The organism is Actinacidiphila glaucinigra, assembly GCF_900188405.1.
GTDB lineage: Bacteria > Actinomycetota > Actinomycetes > Streptomycetales > Streptomycetaceae > Actinacidiphila > Actinacidiphila glaucinigra.
In genome coordinates this window covers 163,364-184,415 of sequence record NZ_FZOF01000007.1, presented here as the reverse complement: position 1 = coordinate 184,415, position 21,052 = coordinate 163,364, and the positions used below count along the sequence as shown (strand labels likewise).

Genomic DNA, 21,052 nt, shown 5'->3' with positions numbered 1-21,052 from the left:
CCGGGGAAATCACTGGTACCCAGGGGGCATGACCGTGGAATCCCTCGACGCCACCGACTGGCGCATCCTGGACGCCCTGCAGCGCGACGGCCGGGCCAGCTACGCCGAGCTGGCGCGTGCCGTGTCGATGTCCCCGAGTGCCGTGACCGAGCGGGTCCGGCGACTGGAGGAGGCGGGGGTGATCACGGCGTACACGGCCGTGGTGGACCTGGAGCGGACCGGCCGACCGATCCTGGCGTTCGTCCGGCTGCGCTACCCGCACGGCAACTACAAGCCGTTCCACGATCTGCTGGAGTCGACCCCGGAGATCCTGGAGGCCCACCATGTGACGGGCGACGACTGCTTCGTCCTGAAGGTCACCGCCCGTTCGATGCGTCACCTGGAGGAGGTCACCGGCCGCGTCTCCGGCCTGGGTTCGGTGACGACGAGCGTCGTCTACTCCTCACCGCTCCCCCGCCGTGCGGTGGCGGAGGGCTGACCCGCGCTGCCCCTTGACGACCTGCAACTGGGCGGGGACGCGCTGCCGGAGCTCGGCGACGTGGCTGACGATGCCGACGGCGCGGTCGCGTTCGCGCAGCCCGTCGAGGACGTCCAGCACCTCGTCGAGAGTCTGCTCGTCGAGGCTGCCGAAGCCCTCGTCGACGAAGAGCGTGTCGAGGCGGGCGCCGCCCGCCTCGTCCGTGACGACGTCGGCGAGACCGAGGGCGAGGGCCAGGGAGGCGAAGAAGGTCTCGCCGCCGGAGAGCGTGGCGGTGTCGCGCTCGGTGCCCGTCCAGGAGTCCACGACCATCAGTCCCAGGCCCGACTTGACGTTGCGTGAGGCGCGGGCGTCGGTGTGGACGAGGGTGTAGCGCCCGGAGGACATGCGGTGCAGCCGGACGCTGGCCGCGGCCGCGACCTGTTCCAGCCGGGCGGCGAGGACATAGGTCTCCAGCTCCATGCGCAGCGTGTTCTCCCCGGCGCCGGTCGCGAGGTCGGCGAGGCGCCGCAGCCGGGCGTACTCCTCGCGGGCCGGGGCGAGCGCCCTGGTGCCGCGCAGTGCCTCCGCCCGCAGCCGGTCGAGGGCCTCGCGGGCGGTGTGCGCGGCGGACTGCCGGGCGGTTACCCCGCGCAGCCGTACGGTCGCGGTCTCGACGGCCCGGCGGGCCCCGTCGGGGTCGGCCGGGGGCAGCGCGGCGGCCTCGGCCAGTTCCAGGGCGGTGAGTTCGGCGGTGACCGCGGCCTCCTCGCGGCGCCACTCCTCCGCCCGCTGCCGCAGCCGCCGCAGTTCCGTCTCGGGCAGCAGGGCTTCGGCCGCCGCCTCGGGTGTGGGGAAGCCGGCCTTGTAGGCGGCGTCGGCCAGGTCGGAGTCGGCCTCCTTCAGCGCGCGGGCGGACTCCTGGGCGGCGCGGGCCGCCCCGGCCGCGGCCGCCGCGAGCCGGGCGTCCGCCGTGAGCCGGGCGCGGCGCTCGGCGACGGTGGCGTGGGCGCCGCGGGCCCGGGCCAGCCGGGCGGTGAGTTCGGCGGCCTCCCGGTCGAGGAGTTCCCGGCGGGTGGTGAGGGAGGCGAGCCGGCTCTCGGCGTCGCCGCGGTCGGCGGTGCGCCGGGCGTGCTCCGCGAGGGCCCGGTCGAGTGCCTGGCGCGCCTCGGGCGCTCCCGCGGCGGAGCGCACGGCGGCCCGGTACTCCTCCTCCAGCGCGGCGTGCGCGGCGGCGAGTTCGGCCGCCGGCTCCGGTCCCGCGGCGGCGAGGGCCGCGTCACGGGCGGCGGCGAGGTGTACGACCTGCTCCTGTGCGGCGTCCCGTGCGCCGGCGGTCCGCTGCTGGGCCTCCTGCGCGGCCTCCTCGTCGGCGCGGCCCACCTGGCGGGCGGCGGGGCGGGCCGGGCGGGGGTGCTCGGTGGCGCCGCAGACCAGGCAGCCCTCGCCGGGGCTGAGCTGTGCGGCCAGTTCGGCGGCCATGCCGTTGATGCGGGCCTCGCGCACGTCCTGCCAGTGGTCGCGGGCGTCGGCGGCCGCGTCGCGTGCCGTGCGCAGCCGGTCCTGCGCGGCGAGCAGCGCGGTGGCGTGGCTGTCGCGTTCGCGGGCGGCGTCGAGGCGGCGGCGGGCCCGGTCGAGGGCGCCGGAGAGCTCGGCGGCGCGGGTGGCGGCGGACTGGGCGGCGTCCACGGCGCGTTCGCGGCCGAGGCGTTCGGTCTCCCATCCGTCGAGCCAGGCGGCGGTGTCGGCGGTCAGCCGTTCGTCCTCGGCGGCCTCGCGCTCCACGCGGGCGCGGTCGTGGGCCAGTTCCGCGGCACGCTGCTCGTCGCGGTCGGCGTCGGCGAGGCCGCCCAGCTCCTCGCGGAGCCGGTTCTCGTACTCGGCGAGCTGTTCTGCGCCCGCCTCGTACTGCCCGGCGGGCAGGCCCGCGCGGGCGGAGCGCTCCTCGGCGGCCGTACGCGCCTGCCGGCCGGCGGCGCGCTCGCGCAGCTCCAGGGCGGGCGCCACGGTGGCGGCCCGCTCCGCCGTCCCCAGCAGGTCCTGTTCGCGGGCGCGGGCCTCGCGCTCGCCGGCCATGTCGTGGGCCCGGCGCGCGGCGGCGGCGTGGCGGCGCTGCCGTACGGCGAGTTCGCGTACCGCCTCGGCCTCGCGCTGGGCCTGCTCGTGCGCGCCCTCCGCGGCGGTGACGGCGAGGTCGGCGATACCGGCGCGTTCGCGGGCGGTGGTGGCCAGGACGGCCGCCCAGCGCAGGATGTGCGCGGCCAGTTCCGGGTCGCCGGCGGCGGCGCCCTCGGGCAACGGCCCGGCGAGGGCCTCGGGGTCGTCCCCGGCGGCCTGGCCCATGCGCTCGGCGAGCCGCAGCAGTTCGCCGTCCCCGGCGGCGACCCGCTGCTCGGCGGCCCGCCGCTCGGCCCGCAGCCACTCCTCGACGGCCTTGAAGCGGCGGGTGTCGAAGAGCTTGCCGAGCAGGGCGGCCCGCTCGGTGGCGGTGGCCCGCAGGAACGTCGCGAACTCGCCCTGGGGCAGCAGCACGACCTGGCAGAACTGCTCCCGGCTCATGCCGATGAGCTGCCTCAGCTCCTCGCCCGCCTCCTGGTGGGACTTGCTGAGCGCCCGCCACTGCCCCGCGGTGTGCTCGCGCAGCAGGGTGACGGCCTTCTCCATCGTCCAGCCGCTGCCGCGCTTCTTGGGGCGCGGCTGCTCGGGCCTGCGGGTGATCTCCAGCCGCCGGCCGCCCACGGTCAGGTCGAGCACGACCTCGGTGAGCGTGTCCTGTCCGGCGTGGTCGCTGCGCAGCCGGTTGCCCTGCCGGCTGCCGGGAACGCCGCCGTACAGGGCGAAGCACACCCCGTCGAGGACGGAGGTCTTGCCGGCGCCGGTCGCGCCGTGCAGCAGGAACAGCCCGGCCGCGGACAGTTCGTCGAAGTCCACGGTGTGGCTGCCGGCGAACGGCCCGAAGGCGGTCAGGGTCAGACGGTGCAGGCGCATCAGTCGGTCTCCGCCCGTGCGGCATCGCTGCGGACCGCGTCGAACGCGTCCCGCAGGACGCCCCGCTCCGCGGTGTCGGGTCCCGTGCCGCGCACGTGGGTCACGAAGTCCTCGGCGATCTGCCGGTCGGAGCGGCCGCGCAGGCGCTGCGCGTACGAGGCGTGGGGATCGGCGTCCGTCCGCTCCGGCTCGAAGGCCAGCGCGAGGGCGTGCGGGAACCGCTTGCGCAGACGGGCCATGGGCTCGTGCGGGCGGTGCGGGTCGGTGAGGGTGGCCTCGACCCAGGAGTCCTCGTGCCGTGCGTGCTCCGGGTCCTCCAGCAGTTCCCCGAGGCGGCCGCGGATCCGGGCGAGCGGCCGCGGCACGGGGCAGTCGACCCGCTCGGCGGCCACGGATCCGTCGGCGCCGAGGTCGACCAGCCACATGCTCTTGCGGTGGTCGGCCTCGGAGAAGGAGTACGCGAGCGGGGAGCCGGAGTAGCGCACGCGGTCGGAGATCGTCTGGCAGCCGTGGAGGTGGCCGAGGGCCACGTAGTCGATGCCCTCGAAGACGTCCGCGGGCACGGCCGCGACGCCGCCGACCGTGATGTCCCGCTCGCTGTCGCTGGGCGCGCCGCCCGCGACGAACGCGTGCGCCAGCACGACGGAGCGGGTGCCCGCGGGGCGGGCGGCCAGGTCGGCGCGGACCCGTGTCATCGCGGCGCTCAGCACCTCGGTGTGCCCGGCCCGGTCGAGGGTGAACTCCTCGCGCACCAGGGCGGGTTCGAGATAGGGCAGCCCGTAGAGGGCGACGGGCCCGTGCTCGTCGGCCAGGACGACCGGCGTCGCACAGCCGGCCGGGTCGGTCCGCAGGTGGATCCCGGCGCGGTCGATCAGGCCTGAGGCCACCCCCAGCCGGCGGGCGGAGTCGTGGTTTCCGGAGATCATCACCGTGGGCACGCCGAGGGCGGCGAGCCGGTGCAGCGCGTCGTCGAAGAGCTCGACGGCGGGCAGCGAGGGCAGCGCGCGGTCGTAGACGTCACCGGCGACGAGGACGGCGTCGACGCGCTCCGCCCGTGCCGTCGCCACGAGGTGGTCGATGAACGCCGCCTGGGCGTCGAGGAGTCCGACCCGGTGGAAGGACCGCCCCAGATGCCAGTCGGAGGTGTGCAGCAACCTCACCGCGGCTCTCCCGCCCCCATGGTCCGTCCTCCGCCTCACGTTCCGCATGCTCCGCGCGGGCCCCGGTGTCCCCACCGGTCCCGTGCGCTCCGAGAGCAGGCTATCGGCCACCACTGTCAGCGCGTCGCGGGAGTCCGAACTCGGGCAAGGTCGGTCAAGCCGTGTCCCCGCCCACCCGTACGATGACCGCCATGACGGCGAGCGACTCCGGCAGACGACTGATCGACGGCCGCTTCGAGCTGCTGGAACGACTGGGCGGCGGCGGCATGGGCCTGGTGTGGCGGGCTCGCGACACCGCTCTGCACCGCGAGGTCGCCCTGAAGGAAGTACGCCCGCCCGACCCGGACTTGGCGGATTCCGACCCCGAGGCGGCGGCCAAACTGCGCGAGCGTGTGCTGCGCGAGGCCCGCGCGCTGGCCCGGGTGCACCACCCCAATGTCGCGACGATCCACCACATCGTGGACAGAACGGAACTCCCCCACCCCTGGCTCGTGATGGAGCTGGTGACCGGCGGCTCGCTCCAGGACCGGCTGGGCCGCGGCCCGCTGACCCCTCCGGAGGCGGCCACGGTCGGCCGCGGCGTCCTGGCGGGGCTGCGCGCCGCGCACGCGGTCGGCGTCCACCACCGCGACGTGAAGCCCGCGAACGTGCTGCTGCGGCCCGACATGACTCCGGTGCTCACCGACTTCGGCATCGCCACGCTCCGCGACTCGACGCGGCTGACGACCACCGGCGGCCTGATCGGCTCGCCCGAGTACATCGCCCCCGAGCGCATCCGCGGCGAGGAGGGCAATCCCGCCTCCGACCTGTGGTCGCTCGGCATGCTGCTGTACGTCGCGGTGGAGGGCGTCCATCCGCTGCGGCGCGAGACCAGCATCGCGACGCTCGTCGCCGTCCTCGACGAGCCGTTGCCGCCCCCGGTGCGGTCGGGGCCGCTGACCCCGGTGCTCACCGCGCTGCTCGTACGGGACGCCGCCGCGCGGCCCGGCGCCGACGCGCTCGACCGGATGCTCGCCGACGTGGAGCGCGGCGCGGCGCCCGCGCCAGTGCTCCCCGCGCCCGCGCCCGGGCCCGTGGACGCGGTGCCCCCCGGTTTCGGGCCCGCCCCGGCGTCGTACCGGCCCATGGCGCACAGCGCGCCCCACCCGTACTACCCGCCGCAGCCCGCGACCCGGCCGACCCCGCTCCCCGCGACCCCCCGCGCGGGGCGGGCCGGCCGGGTGCTGGCCGCCGCCACCGCGGTCGCGGCGGTCGGTGTCGCGGGCGTCCTGCTGTGGACCCTCGTCCCGCAGCTCCACGGCGACGGGGACGCCGGCGCCGCCGGGAAGGGCGGCACAGGCACACGGAAGGGCACGCGATCCTCCGGTGCCCCGAGCACGGCGGCGCCGAAGAACCTGCTCTCGCCGGCCGGGGGCCGCTCGATGACGGACGTCGTCAAGTCGGTCTCGGGCGGCACCAAGGTGGTCGAGCTGACCCTCTACGAGGACTTCGCGAGCTTCAGCGCGCCGAAGAAGACGGACAAGACCGTCTTCGACAGCTACTCGTACCGCGACGGCGGGCTCGATGAAGGGATCATCAAGGGCACCATCGACGCCGACGACACGGTCGTCGACCTCACGACCGTCGACTGGGACGCGCTGCCGGCCCTGATGAGCCGTGCGGACAAGGAGTGCAAGGTCAAGCATCCGCAGGCCACGTACGCGATCGTGAAGCCCGACATCATCAGCAAGAAGCCGTCCATGTACTACTACCGGACCGACGAGTACCGCACCTGCTTCATCGAGGCCACCGTCAAGGGAAAGGTCACCGACGTCATGGCCGGGGACTGACCTCCCGGCCGGGCGAACCGCGGCGCGCACCGCTGACCGGCCCCCACTGGGCCCCGGCCCCCGGCCCCGGTCAGACGTCCACGAAGGCGGTGCCCGAGACCTCCACGCCCGCGGTCCCCGCGGACGCGTCGGCGAGCCAGGCCCGGAAGGCGGCCAGTTCCTCCTGCGGCACGCCCAGTTCGATGCGCACCTCCGCCGCGCCGTAGGCGACGCCTCGCACGGCGCGGCCGGCGGCGCGCAGGTCGTTCTCGATGCGCCCGGCCCGCTGGTGGTCGGCGACGACGGTGACCAGCGCGAGCTTCTGGCGCTCCACCGTGCCGAGCTCGTCGAGGGCCGCCGAGACGGCGCCCCCGTAGGCGCGGACCAGGCCCCCCGCGCCGAGCTGGACGCCGCCGTAGTAGCGGGTGACGACGGCGATGACGTCCCGGACCTCGCGGCGCAGCAGCACCTGCAGCATGGGGGTGCCCGCGGTGCCGCCCGGTTCCCCGTCGTCGCTCGCCCTGTGGATCCGGCCCTCGGCGCCGAGCACGTAGGCGTAGCAGTTGTGCGTCGCCCCGGCGTGCTCCTTGCGGACGCGGGCGAGGAACTCCTGCGCCGCCTCCTCACTGGACACCGGCGCCAGCGCGCACAGGAACCGCGAGCGCTTGATCTCGCTCTCGTGGACGTGCTCGCGCCCGATCGTCAGATACCGCTCCACCACCCCGCCACCCTACGGGAACAGCCAGGTGCGTCCTCTGGTTGACTGCTGCGGATGGGAACGAGGGAGGACGACGTGCACGCAGACGACGCGGCGGTTCGGGAGATCCTGACCGGCCTCGGGGACACCTGGGCCGTGGTGGGGCTGTCCAACAACGCCTCACGGGCGGCGTACGGTGTCGCCGCCGTACTGCAGCGCTACGGCAAGCGCGTGGTGCCGGTGCACCCGAAGGCCGAGACCGTGCACGGCGAGCAGGGCTACGCCTCGCTCGCCGACATCCCGTTCCCGGTCGACGTGGTGGACGTCTTCGTCAACTCCGACCTGGCCGGCCCCGTCGCGGACGAGGCCGTCGCGATCGGCGCGAAGGCGGTCTGGTACCAGCTCGGAGTGATCGACGAGGACGCGTACCGGCGCACCAGGGACGCGGGGCTGCTGATGGTCATGGACCGCTGCCCCGCGATCGAGATCCCCCGGCTCGGCTAGGCATCCCGGCCTTCGGGCCCGAAATCGGCTGCGTGCGGGCGGAACCCCTGTTGTAGCGTGCGCACATGTCCGGTCCCGTACGCCCCGCCCGACCCGATGACGCCGCCGAGCTGGTGCGGCTGCGGCGGCTGATGTTCCTGGCCATGAGCGGCCGGGACGAGCCCGGTCCCTGGGAGGCCGCCGCCGAGGAGCGGGCGCGCGAGCAGCTCGCCGGAGGCGGTGCGCGGTGGCTGGGGGCGTTCGTGGTGGACGGCGATCCGGCGGTCGCGGACGGCCCGCACCTGGCGGCGTGCGCGGTGGGCCGGATCGAGGAGCGGCTGCCCGCTCCGGGGCACCCGGCGGGCCGGTTCGGCTTCGTCTTCAACGTCTGCACCGACACCCGCTACCGCGGCCTGGGGTACGCCCGGGCGACGACGGAGGCCCTGCTCGCGTGGTTCGCGGAAGAGGGCGTGACCCGCGTCGATCTGCACGCGACCGCCGAGGCCGAACCGCTGTACCGCAGCCTGGGCTTCGTCGAGCACTCGATCCCTCTGTCGCTGGACCTGTCGCGTCGGCCGGACGGCGGCCCCGTCACTGGGCGGGCGGCTCCGCGATGAGGGCCGTGCCGACCCGGCGGAAGCCGAGCCGGGCGTAGATCCGGGCGACGTCCTCGTCGCCGGCCGAGAGGAACACCGTGGTCAGCCCGCGTTCGCGGGCGTCGGCGACGAGCGCGCCGGTGACCGCGAGGGCCAGACCGCGTCGGCGGGCGCTGGGCAGGGTGCCGACGCCGACGATCTCGCAGACCTCGCCCACGGGGTTGTACTGGCCCGCGCACAGCGCGGTGCCGCCCTCGACGGCGGCGGCGTGGACGGTGAGCCCGGCCCGCACGCGTGCCTCCGCGGTCGCCACGAGCCCCGGGGCGGCGTGCAGCGCGAGCGCGGCGGCGAGTTCCGCCCGCCCGGCGGTGCCGATGGCGGTGCCGGGCTGCGCGAAGGCCAGGTGCGGCACGGTGAGCGCGGTGGGCAGCGCCGGGTCGCCGGGCCCCAGCAGCCGCACGCCGACGCCCGCGGGGAGTTCCGGCGGCAGCGGCGGCGGGGCGAGCGGATCGAGCACCATCAGGGGGTGCTCGTGCACGGCGAGGCCGGACGCCCGCGCCGCCTCCCGCAGCCCGGGGCTGGTCTCCGCGATCCACTCGAAGCACTCGGGCACGCCCAGTTCCCGCTGCCGGGCCCGGACCCGGTCCACGTCGGCCCGGCCGACGGGGCCGCCGGCCGCGGCCGGCGCCGGGCGGGCGTAGAAGGGCCAGCCGACGCCCTCGCGCACGAAGAGGGTGAGCGGGCCGTGCTCCTCGGCGCGCGCGCCCGCCCGGGGCACGGCGTCGTAGTAGCGCTCCAGGCGGTCCAGCAGTTCCGTCACGCGGGGAGTCCCAGCCCTTCCAGCAGTTCCACACCGGGCAGCGAGGCCAGCGCCTTGCCGGGCACGAGCAGCTTGCCGCGCCGCCGGCCGCTGCCGATGATCACGTAAGGGGTGTCGGCGACCGACGCGTCCACCAGCAGCGGCCAGGCGGCGGGCAGCCCGATCGGGGTGATGCCGCCGTACTCCATGCCGCTCTCGCCCACGGCGGTGTCCATCGGCGCGAACGAGGCCTTGCGGACCCCGAGATGGCGCCGCACGAGGCCGTTCACGTCGGCCCGCGTGGTGGCGAGGACGACGCACGCGGCGAGCGTGACCTCCCCGCCGCGCTTGCCCGCGACGACCACGCAGTTCGCGGACTGCTCCAGGGCGACCCCGTACGCCTCGGCGAAGACCGCGGTGTCGGCCTTCTCCGGGTCGGTGTCGACCAGCAGCAGTTCCCCGACCGGCACCTGCCCGCTCCACGCCGTCAGCGCTGCGGCGACGGGGGCCGGCAGCAGGTCGAGCCGTTCCACGGCGGGGTGGACGTCGGTGAAGGTGCCGATGGGTGCGCGCATGCCCGGCACGCTAACAAATCCCGGGAGCCGGCGGCGCGTCGTCCCGAACGGCGGGACGGGGGCCGCGCCGCCCCCGCGCGGTGCCGGTGGGCTGCCGCGCCCCGAGGGCGTACGGTCCCGGCCGCGTTCCGCGGGGCGACGGGAAGCGGGCCCTCCCCCGCCACCCGGTCGTCGTCGGCACGGACAGCCGGGGCGGGGCCTCGCCGCGTCCGCGGTTCGTCGTCGCGCGGCCGGTGGGCTCGGCCGGCCCCCGCTGCCCTGCGTCGTTGGCCCGCGCCGCCGTTCATCATGTGCGGTCCGGTCCGGGGTGCGACGCATCGCGCTCGCGGCGGCGACGCCGCGTTTGCATCAAGGCGTGCCGTTTCGGCAACCTGGGGATGTGGGAGCCACGAGGAAAGACGTGCTGGACGCGGTCGGGCCGCGGCTGCGCGAGCTGCGCCGCCGGCGCGGCATGACCCTGGCGGAGCTGGCCGAGCGGACGGGGATCAACGAGAGCACCCTGTCCCGTCTCGAGGGCGGCGGGCGCAAGCCGACCCTGGAGCTGCTGCTGACCCTGGCGGAGGTCCACGCGGTGCCGCTCGACGAGCTCGTCGGCGCGCCCCGCACCGGCGATCCCCGTATCCACCTGCGGCCGGTGACCCGCGACGGGCTGACGTACGTGCCGCTGAGCAGACCCGGCGGGATCCAGGCGCACAAGCTGCTGATCCCGCCGCACCCGGGCACGGAGCCCGAGTTGAAGACCCACGAGGGCTTCGAATGGGTCTACGTCCTCGCCGGCCGGCTGCTGTTGCTCCTCGGCGACCGGCGCGTGGTCCTGAAGCCGGGCGAGGCCGCCGAGTTCGACACCCACGTCCCGCACTGGCTCGGGCCCGACGGCGAGCATCCCGTCGAACTGCTCGTCCTGTTCGGGCGGCAGGGCGAGCGGGCCCATCTGCGAGCCCGCACCGCCTGAGACCGGCGCGAGAGCGGGTCATGTCCCCGGCAGCGGGTCCACCCCGTGCGCCCGCGTCCCGAGCACGCGCCGCGTCACCTCGGCCTCCATCCGCCCGCCGAACACCTCGGCGTCTTCGGCCCGGCGGGTCCGGGCCGCCGCGCGGGCGTCGTCCGTCAGCAGGTCCATGACGATGGCCGCCGCCGCGGTCGTGCCGGACGCCGCGGCCGCCGGGACGCCCGCCATCAGGTCGCCGACGTTGCCCGCGGCCCACACGCCGTCGACGCCGGTGAAGCCGGAGGCGTCCACCGTGAGCTGCTCCCCGAAGCCCGCCGGGTGCTCCCGCACGGCAAGGCCGAGGCCGCCGAGGAAGGACGCCCGGGCGGTGAAGCGCGGGGCGACCGCGAGCACGCGGACGGGCACCGTGTGCCCGGAGGTGAGGCGCACCCCCGCCAGCCGGTCGGCGCCGTCGGTCTCCAGGCCGCTCACGGCGCCCTCCACGACGCCGACGCCCAGCCCGGCGAGCTGTTCCCACTGATCGGGCGTCAGATCCGTGCCTGGGCGCAGGAACAGCGTCACGTCCTCGGACAACTGCCGGAACAGCAGGGCCTGGTGGAAGCTGCCCAGCACCCCGACCGCGGTGTCCCGGACCTCCCAGCCGTGGCAGAACACGCAGTGCACCACGTCCCTGCCCCATCGCTCCACCAGGCCCGGCACGTCCGGCAGTTCGTCGGCCAGGCCCGAGGCCACCAGGACGCGCCGGGCCGCCGTGCGGCGTCCGTCCGCGCACTCGACCACGAAGCGGCCGCCGTCGCGGTGGATCGCCGTGACGCGTCCGGCGACGACGCGGCCGCCGTAGGAGGCGACCTCCTCCCGCCCCTTCCGCAGCAGTTCCAGGGGGGCGATGCCGTCGCGTCCCAGCAGTCCGTGCGCCGCGGCGGCGGGGGCGTTGCGGGGCTCGCCCGCGTCGATCACCAGCACCGGCCGCCGTACCCGTGCCAGGGTCAGCGCGCCGGACAGTCCGGCGGCGCCACCGCCGACGACCACCACGTCCCACACGCCGCCCGGTGCCTCGATGCCGTTCCCGCCGATGTCGCTCGTGTTCTCGTCCATGGCGGCACGATCACTCCGGCCGCCGGCGGGGGGCAATGTTCCTTGCCGTTTCGGCAAGAGGCGCCGCGCACCCGGACGGTCAGGCCTCGGAGGCGAGCTTCTCCTCCAGCCCCGCGAGGAGTTCGGGCTCCAGCCCCGCGAGCGCGGCCAGCTGCTGGTGGGTCGCCCCGGCGGGAACGGGACGCGGCGCGGGCGTCCGCAGCGGCGGCTCCCATCCCCGCTCGGGCGTCCAGCGCCGGACGACCCGGGCCGGCGCGCCCGCCACCACCGAGTGGTCGGGGACCTCGCCCCGCACGATGGCACCGGCCGCGACGACGACGTTCCGTCCGATCCGGGCCCCCGGCAGGATCACCGCGCCCGCGCCGAGCCAGCTCCCCGAGCCGATCTCGACGGGCGCCGAGCGCGGCCACTGGCGGCCGATGGGCTCGTGCGGGTCGTCGTAGGAGTGGTTGTCGCTGGTGACGTACACGTACGGCCCGCAGTAGACGTCGTCGCCGAAGACGACCGGCCGGGAGGCGATGACGTGGCTGCCGCGGCCGAGGACGACGCCGTTGCCGAGCCGGACGACGGGGTCGGGGCCGAGGTCGAGGCCGGGCATCATCCCGGCGGTCAGGGTCACCTGTTCGCCGATGATGCAGCACTCGCCAAGGTGGATCCACCGCTCGCCGAAGATCGTGCCCTGCGGGAACGCCAGCCGGGTGCCCGCGCCGATCCGGCCGAAGCGCAGCGGGCCGGGGCGGTCCGCGGAGACGGAACCCGCGTTCTGGACCCACCGCCAGCCGCGGTGCACCAGTCGCGAGACGGCGCGGCGGCGCCAGGCCGCCGCGGAGGAGAACAGGTTCTCGTTTTTCGGCACCCGCTCACCGTACCGAGGGGGCGGGGGCGCGGCCGGGCGATCAGATGTGATGTGCGCCGCGTTCCGTCCACGCGACGGCGACCTGTGCGGCCAGCCGGACGTTGCCGCGGACGGCGGCGAGGTTCGCCTCCAGGCTGGCGCCGCCGGTGTGCTCCACGAGGTGCCCGAGGAGGAACGGCGTGACGGCCTGCCCGGTGACGCCCTCGCGTTCGGCCGCGGCCAGCGCCTCCGCGAGGACCCGGTCGTGCAGGGCCGGGTCGAGCTGCTCGTGCTCCGGCACGGGGTTGGCGAGGATCACCGCGGACGGCGGGCCGTCGAGGTCGTCCTGGGCGGCCATGACGCAGGCGGCCTCGTCGGGCGTGCGGACCGTCCAGTCCACGGGCTGCCCGGAGCCGCTGAGGTAGAAGCCCGGGAACTCCGTCGTCCCGTAGCCCACGACGGTGACGCCGAGGGTCTCCAGGCGCTGCAGGGTGGCGGGCACGTCGAGGATCGACTTCACCCCGGCGCAGACGACGGTGATCCGCGTCCCGGCGAGCAGCCGCAGGTCGGCGGATTCGTCCTGCTCGTCGGTCCAGCCGCGGTGCACGCCGCCCAGTCCGCCGGTGGCGAAGACCCGCAGCCCGGCACGGGCGGCGAGGTAGGCGGTGGCCGAGACGGTGGTGGCACCGCTGGCGCCGGTGGCGACCGCGACGGGCAGGTCGCGGTGGCCGAGCTTGCGCATCCCCTCGTCGCCCGCGATGCGCTCCAGGCCCTTGCGGTCGAGCCCGATGCACGGCACGCCGTCCAGCACCGCGATGGTCGCGGGGACGGCGCCGGCCTCGCGCACGGCCGCCTCCAGCTCCAGCGCCACCGCGTGGTTGCGGGGGCGGGGCAGGCCGTGGGAGATGATCGTCGACTCCAGGGCGACGATCGGGGCTCCCGTTTCCAGCGCGATGATCACGTCATCGGAGAACTTCAGCACGATCTACGCGCTACCCGCCACGCGATCGGCGCAATCACCGGACTACGGTGATCCCCATGACGGAGAGAGCCTTGATCGCGGACGTCGCCGGACGCACGCCCCGGCTGGACCCCGGCGCCTTCACCGCGCCGACCTCGGTGGTGCTGGGCGACGTGACGATGGCGGCCGGCGCGAGCGCCTGGTACCACGCGGTGCTGCGCGGCGACTGCGAGTCGATCAGCGTCGGCGAGGGCAGCAACATCCAGGACAACTCCACGGTGCACGCCGACCCCGGGTTCCCTGCGGTGATCGGGGCGGGCGTCACGGTGGGCCACAACGCGGTGCTGCACGGCTGCGTCGTCGAGGACGACGTGCTGGTCGGCATGGGCGCCACCGTCCTCAACGGCGCGCACATCGGCACCGGCTCGCTCGTCGCGGCGGGCGCGCTCGTCCCCCAGGGCATGCGGGTGCCCCCGGGGTCCCTTGTGGCGGGCGTACCGGCGAAGGTGCGCCGCGAGCTCACCGAGGAGGAGCGCGAGATGGTGCGGATCAACGCCGAGCACTACGTCCGGCTGGCCGACGCGCACCGGGCGGCCTTCGCCCGGGACTGACCCCGTCCCGGGGCCGGCCGCCCCGGGACCGGACGCTCAGTCGGCGGTGGCCGCCACGGCGTCCGCCTCGGGCGCGGCCGCCTCGTGGGCCTTCGCCGCGGCCGCGGCCCGGCGGCGTACGACGAGGAACGAGCCGAGGCCGATCAGCACGGCGGCCACCAGGCCGAGCCAGGAGAAGCGCTTGAGCCACGGCTCGGCGACGATGCCCACGTAGTAGATGACGGCCGTGGTGCCGCCCGCCCACACGATGCCGCCGAGGACGTTGGCGGTGAGGAACTTCCAGTACGGCATCTTCAGCACGCCCGACAGCGGGCCGGCGAAGATCCGCAGCAGCGCCACGAAGCGCCCGAAGAACACCGCCCACATGCCCCAGCGCGTGAACGACGCCTCGGCGGTCGCGATGTGCGCCGCCGAGAAGTGCTTGGGGAAGCGCCGTCCCAGCCGGTCCAGCAGGGGCCGGCCGCCGCGGCGGCCGATGGCGTAGCCGATCGAGTCGCCCACGATCGCGCCGGCGGAAGCGCAGACGCCGACCACCCAGGGGTCCACGTGCCCCTGGGAGGCGAGCAGGGCCGAGCTGACGAGGATGATCTCGCCCGGCAGCGGGATGCCCAGGCTCTCCAGGCCGATCACGAGGCCCACCAGCAGGTAGACGCTGACCGGCGGGATCGTGCCGAGCCACTCCTGGACGTGCAAGGCCGCTTCCTCCCCTTGGGGCGGTCGGATGTGAGGCCGCGCGCACACGCGCGCGTCGTTGCAGCGTAGCCGACGTGCGGCCCGGCCTGTCGCCGTCCCCCGGGCCGGGGCCCGGGCCGGGGCCCGGGCCGGGGCCCGGGCCGGGGCCCGGGCCGGCCGCTCAGGCGTGTGCCGGTACGAGCCCCCCGGCCGCGAGCGGGAACACCCCGCCGGTGAGGGCGAGCCCCGTGAGCACGGCCGGCACCCGCGGCCGCAGGATCATCCGCGAGGACCTTTCCGCCCCCAGGCTCATCTGCCGGCGCCGGAGCGCCAGGGCCCGGATGCCGGCGAACACACCGCGGAATCCGACGATCACGTATGACATGCGCGGCGCTCCAGACCGTCGAGGTGTTCCGCGAGTACCGCGACCACGCGGGGGGCGGACCCCACGTGGACAGGCCCTTGGTGTCCGGGCACGTGGAGCCTGAACCGGCCGACCGTTTCGAAGATCACCGAGGCCAGGACCTCGGAACTGAAGGCGTGCGGCATGAAGAGGAAGTTGTGTCCCAGGCCCGGGAAGAATCCGCTGACCACCGGATGCCGCGCGGCCGGTTCCACGACTTCCCGGTACTGCTCCGAGGCGTCACGGCTGACGATCCGCCACTGCGTCTCCAGCGGGTCACCCCGTTCGTAGGCCAGTTGCAGCTCGGAGAACCTCACGAACGGCCACCTCGCGGCCATCTCCTCCAGCCCGGTCCCCGTGACCCAGGCCACCGCCGCCTGGGCGATCCGATGCCTGTCCGGTGTGTCACCGTGTGCCCATCCCCAGGCGTCCCGGCGGAAATTGAGGATGTAGGTGTCCACGCCGGGGAGCACGGACACCGACGAGCGGCCACCACGCATGATCGCGATGGCCGCCTCGGGCTCCCCTTCGCGGAACGTGAACAGCTGTGGTGCGTCCGCACCGAGCTCGGCGTTCAGCGCCGCTGCAAGCTCGGTTCCCTTGCCTGCGGGGCGACTTGGCGGCTCCGGCCTCACTCGCAACCCCTGCGATCGCCGCCGTAAAGGGGCGCGCGCGACCCGTGACTGCCGAGGTACCGGTTGCTCATGTGTCCCCCTGTGCTGCTGCTACGTGCGTAAACGTAATGGGAGAGGCGGAAGTCGTGAAGGGTTCACGAAGGATTCGCCATGCGCTCCGGCGGCGCGGAACGGGTCGGCGCGTCAGCTGTTGGGGCGGAGCGTCCACACGAGGCTCGTCTCGCCCGTCACGGCGCCGACCTCGCGCCGGATGGCGACGGTGACGGGGAACTCCGGGCGCTCGCCCCCGCCGAGTTCGGCGACGACCTCCGCCGCGGGCGGCCGAGCCGGGCGGTGGTGGTGACCGGGCCCATGGCGGGCTTCCGGTAGCCGGTCTCGGCGCGGACGGCGAGGGGTACGGCCTGGGAGAGCCGGTCGGCGCAGGCCGCGAGGACGACGGCGCCGCCGGCGGCGGTCTCGGTGAGGGTGAACACCGCGCCGGCGTGGGGACCGCCGACGTGGTTGTGGTGGGCGGGCCGGTCGGGGAGGCGGACCACGGCGTGCTCGGCGGTGGTCTCCAGGAACTCGATGCCGAGGGTGGCGGCCATCGGCACGGTGGCCGCTCTGAGTTCGCCTGTCCGCGGCTGATTCCCGGGCACGGGCCGGACGTTGCCGGCAAGTAATCAACGCTTCCGTGGAACCGCGGCGGCCCAACCCCTAGTGTTTCGAGCCATGTGGCCAGGACAGCAGGAACCGGGGGGACCGCAGTACCCGCAGCAGCCCCCGCAGAACCAGCCCCCGTGGGGGCACCAGCAGCAGCCCTCCCCGTACCAGCCGCAGCAGCACCCCGCCTACCAGCAGCCTCCGCAGATGTGGGGGCCGCCGCCCGGGCCTGGTGGGCCGCCGAAGCCGCCCGGGGGCGGGCGGGGCGCGGTGATCGCGGTGTCGGTGGTGGCCGCGGTCGCGGTGATCGCCGCCGGCGTGCTGGTCGCCGTGAAACTCACCGAGGACGACAGGGACCCGCAGGCCGGCCCCTCCACCGGCGGCTCGCCGGCCGCCTCGTCGAGCGCGCCGGAATCGCCCTCCCCCACGCCCACCGCGACCACGAGCGAGGAGGGCCCCGGCCCCGACGACGCCCGCGGCAACCCGGGTGAGGACACGATCAAGCCCGTGGTGCCCGGCTGGCAGACCGTCGTGCGCAGCGACATGGGCGTCGCCTACGACCTCCCGAAGGCCTGGACGGTCAAGCCGGAAGGCCTGCTCATCGGCTACGAGTGGGACAAGAACCGGGTCGTCACCGGTGGCGCGGCCGTCCTGGACGAGAAGTGGTGCGGCACCGACGAACGCGGACTGGCCGGCGTGAAGGGCGGCAAGGGCGCCAAGAGCCTGAAGACCCAGGCCGTCAACGAGGCCTACAACTGGGCGTACGGCAAGTACAACCGCGAGGGCGCCACCAAGCTCACCGAGGCCGCGCCCCGCGCCTACACCAACGCCCAGGGCGTGCACGGCTGGATCGCCTCCACGCGCGCGACCGGGATGAAGGGGAAGTGCGCGGCCGACGGCACCTCGTACAGCTTCACCTTCCTCGGGAAGGACAAGGAGGTCCGTTCCTGGCTGCTGATCGTGGACAGCGGCTACGCGGGCGCGACCGACGCAGGGACGGTGGCGAAGGTCCGCGACAGCGTCCGGCTGGTCGGCTGAGGCCGCAGCCCGGCCCCGCCGTCCGCCCGGAAATCGGTTTGCCAAAGACCGGGCGAGCGACGATAGTCCCCGGGTGACACGCGACGTCTCGCACCGGCCGCACTTCCCGGACTGGGCCGGCCGCAACTTCCGGCTCCTCGCCGCCTCCGCCTTCGTGACCGGGCTCGGCGCCTCGGGCGCCGTCGTCGCGTCGGCGTTCGCCGTACTGCAGGTGGGCGGCGGCGGCACGGAGATCGGACTGGTCGCCGCCGCGCGGACGGTCCCGCTGGTCGTCTTCCTGCTCATCGGCGGCGCGGTCGCGGACCGTCTGCCGCGGCACCGGGTCATGGTCGCGGCCAACTGCCTCAACACCGTCTCGCAGGGCCTGTTCGCGGTCCTGGTGCTGACCGGCCGGGCCGAGATCTGGCACATGGCGGTGCTCTCCGCGCTGGGCGGCACCGGGCAGGCCTTCTTCGCCCCCGCCAACGAGGGCATGCTGCTGTCGACCGTCGACTCCACGCACGCGGCCCGCGCCTTCGCGGTGTTCCGGCTCGGCGTCAACGGGGCGAACGTCGGCGGTGCCGCGCTCGCCGGGGCCCTGGTCGCCCTCGCCGGACCCGGCTGGGTGCTGGCCGTGGACGCGATGTGCTTCGCGGTGGCGGCGGGACTCCGCTCGCTGCTGCGGGTGTCCCCGGCGGCGCTGCGCGACCGGGCGGAACGCCGCGGCGGCGGTCTGCTGGGCGATCTGCGCGACGGCTGGCGGGAGTTCGCCTCGCGACGCTGGCTGTGGGGCATCGTGGTGCAGTTCTCCGTGGTCAACGCCGTGATCACGGCCGCCGACGCGGTGTACGGGCCGCTCGTCGCCCGCGAGCATCTCGGCGGGGCCGGGCCGTGGGGCGCCGCCCTGGCCGCCTTCGGCGCCGGGAACCTGCTGGGCGGGCTGCTGATGCTCCGCTGGCGGCCGCGCCGCATCCTGCTCGCCGGGGTGCTCTGCGTCTTCCCGTTCTCGCTGCCCGCCGCCGCGCTGGCGCTGGCGGTCCCGGTGCCGCTGCTGGCCTGCGCGATGCTGGTGGCGGGCATGTCGATCGAGGTGTTCGGCGTGGCCTGGATGATGGCGCTGCACCAGGAGATCCCCGAGGACAAGCTCTCCCGCGTCGCGGCGTACGACTGGTTCGGCTCGGTCTCCATGATGCCGATCGGCACGGCCCTGGCCGGCCCTGCCGCGGACGCCTTCGGCCTGTACGGGGCGCTGTGGGGCTGCGCGGGGCTGACGGTGCTGCTGACCGGCGCGGTGCTCACCGTGCCCGAGGTGCGGCGGCTGCGGCGCGTGGACGACCCCGCGGGCGGCCGGACGGTCGCCCAGGGCGGTCAGCCGACGCCGAAGGAGCCGTCGGGCGGGATCGGCGAGGGCACGGCGTCCTTGTCGTAGACCGGCCGCGCGCACCGTCCGAACACCTCCAGGGCGTCGCCGTCCACCACCCGTGCGGGGAAGACGTCCGACGCGGTGCGCCGGGCGATCCGGTCCACGGGCAGCGGGGCGCGGCTCGCGGCCAGCACGGCGTTGCCGAAGCGGCGGCCCCGCAGCACACCGGGCTCGGCGATCAGGCACACCTCGCCGAACAGCTCGCGCAGGCCCGCGATCTGCGGCCGCAGGAAGTCGAAGGGCGCAGAGTCCGCGAGGTTCGCCAGGTACACCCCGCCGGGGCGCAGCACACGGGCCGCCTCGGTGACGAACTCGTACGAGGTCAGGTGCGCCGGCACCCGCGAACCGCCGAACACGTCCGCCACGACGGCGTCCGCCGACGCGTCCGGGGCGCCCTCCAGCCAGGCTCGGGCGTCGTCCGTCGTGATCGCCACGCCGTCCCCGCCGCGTCCGAGCGGGAGCCGGGTGGCCACCAGCGCCGCGAGCGCCCGGTCGGCCTCGACGACCCGCTGCCGGGAACCGGGCCGGGTCGCGGCGGTGTAGCGGGGCAGCGTCAGGGCACCGCCGCCCAAGTGGACGACGTCCAGCGGCGCGCCCTCGGGCGCGGCCTCGTCCAGCACGTGGGCGAGCCGCCGTACGTACTCGAACTCCAGGTGGGTGGGGTCGCCGAGGTCCACGTACGACTGCGGGGCCCCGTCGACCGTGAGCAGCCAGCCCGCGGGCCGGTCCACGTCGGGCAGCAGCCTGGCCGCGCCGAAGTCCACGTCCTGGGTCACGGGTATGCGTCCGTCGTCCTCCACATGGTGATTCTCCCAGCCCACGCGGGGCCCGGGGGCGGAACCCCCGGACCCCCGCGCTCGGGCGGCCAGGCTCGGCGGGGCCGGCTCAGCGGGCCCGGCTCAGCAGGCCCCGCTCACTCGGCGAGCTCCGTCACCGTGCCCGCGCCGACGGTGCGGCCGCCCTCGCGGATCGCGAAGCCGAGCCCCGGCTCCAGCGGCACCGCCCGGCCCAGCTCGACCGTCATCTCGACGGTCGCCCCGGGAAGGGCCGCCCCCGCCCCGCCCAGGTCCACGTCGCCGACGACGTCGGCGGTGCGGACGTAGAACTGCGGCCGGTAGCCGCTGGCGATCCCGGTGCGCCGCCCGCCCTCGGCGGCCGGCAGCAGGTAGACCCGCGCCCGGAACCGGCGGCTCGGCGTGACGCTGCCCGGCGCGGCCACCACGTGGCCCCGGCGGACGGTGTCCCGGGCCACGCCGCGCAGCAGCAGCGCCACGTTGTCACCGGCCTGGGCCTCCTCCATCGGCTTGCCGAAGGTCTCCAGACCGGTCACCACGCTCGCCGTGTCCGCGCCGAGCACCTCCACGCGGTCGCCGACCCGGATCGTGCCCCGCTCCACGGCGCCGGTGACGACCGTGCCGCGCCCCGTGATGGTCAGCACGTTCTCCACGGGCAGCAGGAACGGGGCGTCGGTGTAGCGGTGCGGCATCGGCACATGGGTGTCGACCGCGTCGAGCAGCGCCTCGATCGCCGCCGTCCAGCGCGGGTCGCCCTCCAGCGCCCGCAGCCCCGACACCCGTACGACGGGCAGCGTCTCGCCCGGGTAGCCCTGGGCGGACAGCAGCTCGCGCACCTCCAGCTCGACCAGGTCGGTGAGCTCGGGGTCGCCGGCGTCGGCCTTGTTGAGCGCCACCACGATGTGCTCGACCCCGACCTGGCGGGCGAGCAGCACGTGCTCGGCGGTCTGCGGCATGACGCCGTCGAGGGCGGAGACGACGAGGATCGCGCCGTCGAGCTGGGCCGCACCGGTGATCATGTTCTTCACGTAGTCGGCGTGACCGGGCATGTCGACGTGCGCGTAGTGCCGGGTGTCCGTCTCGTACTCGACGTGCGCGATGGTGATCGTGATCCCCCGCGCGGCCTCCTCCGGGGCCTTGTCGATCCGGTCGAACGGCACGAACGCGGCAGAGCCGCGGGCGCTGAGCACCTTGGTGATGGCGGCGGTCAGCGTGGTCTTGCCGTGGTCGACGTGACCCATGGTCCCGATGTTGAGGTGCGGCTTGGTGCGCACGTACGCCTGCTTGGGCATGCTGCTTCCTCGGTAAGTCGATTCATCGCCTTGCGTGCGGGACCCCTGGACCGCGCCGACCCTCCCCCTGCGGGGTCCGCCGGACTGTCCGGGAACGGTCAGATTCGGGCGCCGCCGAACGCGTTGGCCGAGAAAGCCGGTGCCGGGGCAGCCATCAGCG

21 protein-coding genes and 1 pseudogene are annotated in these 21,052 nt (G+C 75.2%); 8 read left to right on the top strand and 14 right to left on the bottom strand.

What is annotated here, in order from left to right; all coding sequences use genetic code 11:
- Nucleotides 1-28: 28 nt before the first annotated feature.
- A complete protein-coding gene (locus CHF15_RS16825) occupies nucleotides 29-478 on the top strand; it encodes an Lrp/AsnC family transcriptional regulator (RefSeq protein ID WP_089224622.1) in 450 nt (149 codons plus the stop codon).
- Here the strand turns inward: CHF15_RS16825 and CHF15_RS16820 are convergent.
- Together CHF15_RS16820 and CHF15_RS16815 are read right to left on the bottom strand one after the other, a co-directional pair.
- Nucleotides 443-3,445 carry an AAA family ATPase gene (locus tag CHF15_RS16820; RefSeq protein ID WP_089224621.1) on the bottom strand — a complete coding sequence of 1,001 codons (3,003 nt, stop codon included), beginning with the start codon at nucleotides 3,443-3,445 and terminating at the stop codon, nucleotides 443-445. The two genes, CHF15_RS16825 and CHF15_RS16820, sit on opposite strands and share 36 nt — an antisense overlap.
- Nucleotides 3,445-4,605 (bottom strand): exonuclease SbcCD subunit D, encoded by a 1,161-nt coding sequence (locus tag CHF15_RS16815; RefSeq protein ID WP_089224620.1) that lies wholly within the window; start codon nucleotides 4,603-4,605, stop codon nucleotides 3,445-3,447. The genes CHF15_RS16820 and CHF15_RS16815 overlap by 1 nt, the downstream gene beginning before the upstream one ends.
- 191 nt (nucleotides 4,606-4,796) lie before the next feature.
- Between CHF15_RS16815 and CHF15_RS16810 the strand changes: the two genes are divergently transcribed.
- Entirely contained in the window at nucleotides 4,797-6,434 is a 1,638-nt protein-coding gene (locus CHF15_RS16810) for a serine/threonine-protein kinase (protein ID WP_245938874.1), read from the top strand.
- Between the two features lie 70 nt (nucleotides 6,435-6,504).
- On the opposite strand, the gene CHF15_RS16805 is transcribed toward CHF15_RS16810, so the two are convergent.
- The gene (locus tag CHF15_RS16805; RefSeq protein WP_089224618.1) at nucleotides 6,505-7,134 is read right to left on the bottom strand and encodes a YigZ family protein; all 630 of its coding nucleotides are present in this window, start codon (nucleotides 7,132-7,134) and stop codon (nucleotides 6,505-6,507) included.
- Nucleotides 7,135-7,206: 72 nt separating this feature from the next.
- Here CHF15_RS16805 and CHF15_RS16800 point away from each other — a divergent pair, with 72 nt between their 5' ends.
- Nucleotides 7,207-7,614: a CoA-binding protein gene (locus CHF15_RS16800; RefSeq protein WP_089224866.1), complete on the top strand. Its 408-nt coding sequence runs from the start codon at nucleotides 7,207-7,209 to the stop codon at nucleotides 7,612-7,614.
- A 65-nt stretch (nucleotides 7,615-7,679) separates the two neighbouring features.
- Nucleotides 7,680-8,210 (top strand): GNAT family N-acetyltransferase, encoded by a 531-nt coding sequence (locus CHF15_RS16795; protein ID WP_089224617.1) that lies wholly within the window; start codon nucleotides 7,680-7,682, stop codon nucleotides 8,208-8,210.
- Here CHF15_RS16795 and CHF15_RS16790 read toward each other — a convergent pair.
- Together CHF15_RS16790 and CHF15_RS16785 are read right to left on the bottom strand one after the other, a co-directional pair.
- Nucleotides 8,185-9,009, bottom strand: coding sequence for a GNAT family N-acetyltransferase (locus CHF15_RS16790; protein ID WP_089224616.1), 825 nt, complete (start codon nucleotides 9,007-9,009; stop codon nucleotides 8,185-8,187). The two genes, CHF15_RS16795 and CHF15_RS16790, sit on opposite strands and share 26 nt — an antisense overlap.
- Nucleotides 9,006-9,563 (bottom strand): YbaK/EbsC family protein, encoded by a 558-nt coding sequence (locus CHF15_RS16785; protein ID WP_089224615.1) that lies wholly within the window; start codon nucleotides 9,561-9,563, stop codon nucleotides 9,006-9,008. The genes CHF15_RS16790 and CHF15_RS16785 overlap by 4 nt, the downstream gene beginning before the upstream one ends.
- A 379-nt stretch (nucleotides 9,564-9,942) precedes the next feature.
- Here CHF15_RS16785 and CHF15_RS16780 point away from each other — a divergent pair, with 379 nt between their 5' ends.
- The gene (locus tag CHF15_RS16780) at nucleotides 9,943-10,515 is read left to right on the top strand and encodes an XRE family transcriptional regulator (protein WP_245938873.1); all 573 of its coding nucleotides are present in this window, start codon (nucleotides 9,943-9,945) and stop codon (nucleotides 10,513-10,515) included.
- A gap of 18 nt (nucleotides 10,516-10,533) precedes the next feature.
- On the opposite strand, the gene CHF15_RS16775 is transcribed toward CHF15_RS16780, so the two are convergent.
- The 3 genes from CHF15_RS16775 to CHF15_RS16765 all read right to left on the bottom strand — a co-directional run bounded on the left by CHF15_RS16775 (nucleotide 10,534) and on the right by CHF15_RS16765 (nucleotide 13,424).
- On the bottom strand, nucleotides 10,534-11,607 hold the full coding sequence (locus tag CHF15_RS16775; RefSeq protein ID WP_089224613.1) for an NAD(P)/FAD-dependent oxidoreductase: 1,074 nt from the start codon (nucleotides 11,605-11,607) through the stop codon (nucleotides 10,534-10,536).
- Between the two features lie 79 nt (nucleotides 11,608-11,686).
- Complete coding sequence (locus tag CHF15_RS16770) at nucleotides 11,687-12,463, bottom strand: acyltransferase (RefSeq protein WP_089224612.1); 777 nt, start codon at nucleotides 12,461-12,463, stop codon at nucleotides 11,687-11,689.
- Nucleotides 12,464-12,503: 40 nt separating this feature from the next.
- Nucleotides 12,504-13,424, bottom strand: a complete 921-nt coding sequence (locus tag CHF15_RS16765) for a pseudouridine-5'-phosphate glycosidase (RefSeq protein ID WP_375816604.1) — start codon at nucleotides 13,422-13,424, stop codon at nucleotides 12,504-12,506.
- 56 nt (nucleotides 13,425-13,480) lie between these two features.
- Between CHF15_RS16765 and CHF15_RS16760 the strand changes: the two genes are divergently transcribed.
- Nucleotides 13,481-14,014, top strand: a complete 534-nt coding sequence (locus CHF15_RS16760; protein WP_089224610.1) for a gamma carbonic anhydrase family protein — start codon at nucleotides 13,481-13,483, stop codon at nucleotides 14,012-14,014.
- Between the two features lie 36 nt (nucleotides 14,015-14,050).
- On the opposite strand, the gene CHF15_RS16755 is transcribed toward CHF15_RS16760, so the two are convergent.
- The 4 genes and pseudogenes from CHF15_RS16755 to CHF15_RS16745 all read right to left on the bottom strand — a co-directional run bounded on the left by CHF15_RS16755 (nucleotide 14,051) and on the right by CHF15_RS16745 (nucleotide 16,311).
- The gene (locus CHF15_RS16755; RefSeq protein WP_089224609.1) at nucleotides 14,051-14,707 is read right to left on the bottom strand and encodes a DedA family protein; all 657 of its coding nucleotides are present in this window, start codon (nucleotides 14,705-14,707) and stop codon (nucleotides 14,051-14,053) included.
- A gap of 160 nt (nucleotides 14,708-14,867) precedes the next feature.
- The gene (locus CHF15_RS44905) at nucleotides 14,868-15,071 is read right to left on the bottom strand and encodes a hypothetical protein (protein WP_179279834.1); all 204 of its coding nucleotides are present in this window, start codon (nucleotides 15,069-15,071) and stop codon (nucleotides 14,868-14,870) included.
- On the bottom strand, nucleotides 15,059-15,589 hold the full coding sequence (locus CHF15_RS44900; RefSeq protein ID WP_179279833.1) for a hypothetical protein: 531 nt from the start codon (nucleotides 15,587-15,589) through the stop codon (nucleotides 15,059-15,061). The genes CHF15_RS44905 and CHF15_RS44900 overlap by 13 nt, the downstream gene beginning before the upstream one ends.
- A 318-nt stretch (nucleotides 15,590-15,907) precedes the next feature.
- Nucleotides 15,908-16,311 (bottom strand): annotated as a pseudogene (locus CHF15_RS16745) (DUF4442 domain-containing protein).
- A 124-nt stretch (nucleotides 16,312-16,435) separates the two neighbouring features.
- On the opposite strand from CHF15_RS16745, the gene CHF15_RS44895 reads away from it, so the two are divergent.
- Nucleotides 16,436-17,404 (top strand): hypothetical protein, encoded by a 969-nt coding sequence (locus CHF15_RS44895; protein WP_179279832.1) that lies wholly within the window; start codon nucleotides 16,436-16,438, stop codon nucleotides 17,402-17,404.
- Nucleotides 17,405-17,477: 73 nt separating this feature from the next.
- Complete coding sequence (locus CHF15_RS16730; protein WP_089224605.1) at nucleotides 17,478-18,812, top strand: MFS transporter; 1,335 nt, start codon at nucleotides 17,478-17,480, stop codon at nucleotides 18,810-18,812.
- Here CHF15_RS16730 and CHF15_RS16725 read toward each other — a convergent pair.
- Both CHF15_RS16725 and tuf read right to left on the bottom strand, forming a co-directional pair.
- The gene (locus CHF15_RS16725; RefSeq protein ID WP_245938872.1) at nucleotides 18,752-19,606 is read right to left on the bottom strand and encodes a spermidine synthase; all 855 of its coding nucleotides are present in this window, start codon (nucleotides 19,604-19,606) and stop codon (nucleotides 18,752-18,754) included. The two genes, CHF15_RS16730 and CHF15_RS16725, sit on opposite strands and share 61 nt — an antisense overlap.
- Before the next feature lie 113 nt (nucleotides 19,607-19,719).
- The gene (gene tuf / locus CHF15_RS16720) at nucleotides 19,720-20,892 is read right to left on the bottom strand and encodes an elongation factor Tu (protein ID WP_089224603.1); all 1,173 of its coding nucleotides are present in this window, start codon (nucleotides 20,890-20,892) and stop codon (nucleotides 19,720-19,722) included.
- Between the last annotated feature and the right edge of the window lie 160 nt (nucleotides 20,893-21,052).

Excerpts from the sequence above, each read along its gene's own strand:
- CHF15_RS16825 (WP_089224622.1), top strand. The coding sequence starts at position 29 with ATGACCGTGGAATCCCTCGACGCCACCGACTGGCGCATCCTGGACGCC.
- CHF15_RS16820 (WP_089224621.1), bottom strand. The coding sequence starts at position 3,445 with ATGCGCCTGCACCGTCTGACCCTGACCGCCTTCGGGCCGTTCGCCGGC.
- CHF15_RS16810 (WP_245938874.1), top strand. The coding sequence starts at position 4,797 with ATGACGGCGAGCGACTCCGGCAGACGACTGATCGACGGCCGCTTCGAG.
- CHF15_RS16795 (WP_089224617.1), top strand. The coding sequence starts at position 7,680 with ATGTCCGGTCCCGTACGCCCCGCCCGACCCGATGACGCCGCCGAGCTG.
- CHF15_RS16785 (WP_089224615.1), bottom strand. The coding sequence starts at position 9,563 with ATGCGCGCACCCATCGGCACCTTCACCGACGTCCACCCCGCCGTGGAA.
- CHF15_RS16775 (WP_089224613.1), bottom strand. The coding sequence starts at position 11,607 with ATGGACGAGAACACGAGCGACATCGGCGGGAACGGCATCGAGGCACCG.
- CHF15_RS16760 (WP_089224610.1), top strand. The coding sequence starts at position 13,481 with ATGACGGAGAGAGCCTTGATCGCGGACGTCGCCGGACGCACGCCCCGG.
- CHF15_RS44905 (WP_179279834.1), bottom strand. The coding sequence starts at position 15,071 with ATGTCATACGTGATCGTCGGATTCCGCGGTGTGTTCGCCGGCATCCGG.
- CHF15_RS44900 (WP_179279833.1), bottom strand. The coding sequence starts at position 15,589 with ATGCGTGGTGGCCGCTCGTCGGTGTCCGTGCTCCCCGGCGTGGACACC.
- CHF15_RS44895 (WP_179279832.1), top strand. The coding sequence starts at position 16,436 with ATGTGGCCAGGACAGCAGGAACCGGGGGGACCGCAGTACCCGCAGCAG.
- tuf (WP_089224603.1), bottom strand. The coding sequence starts at position 20,892 with ATGCCCAAGCAGGCGTACGTGCGCACCAAGCCGCACCTCAACATCGGG.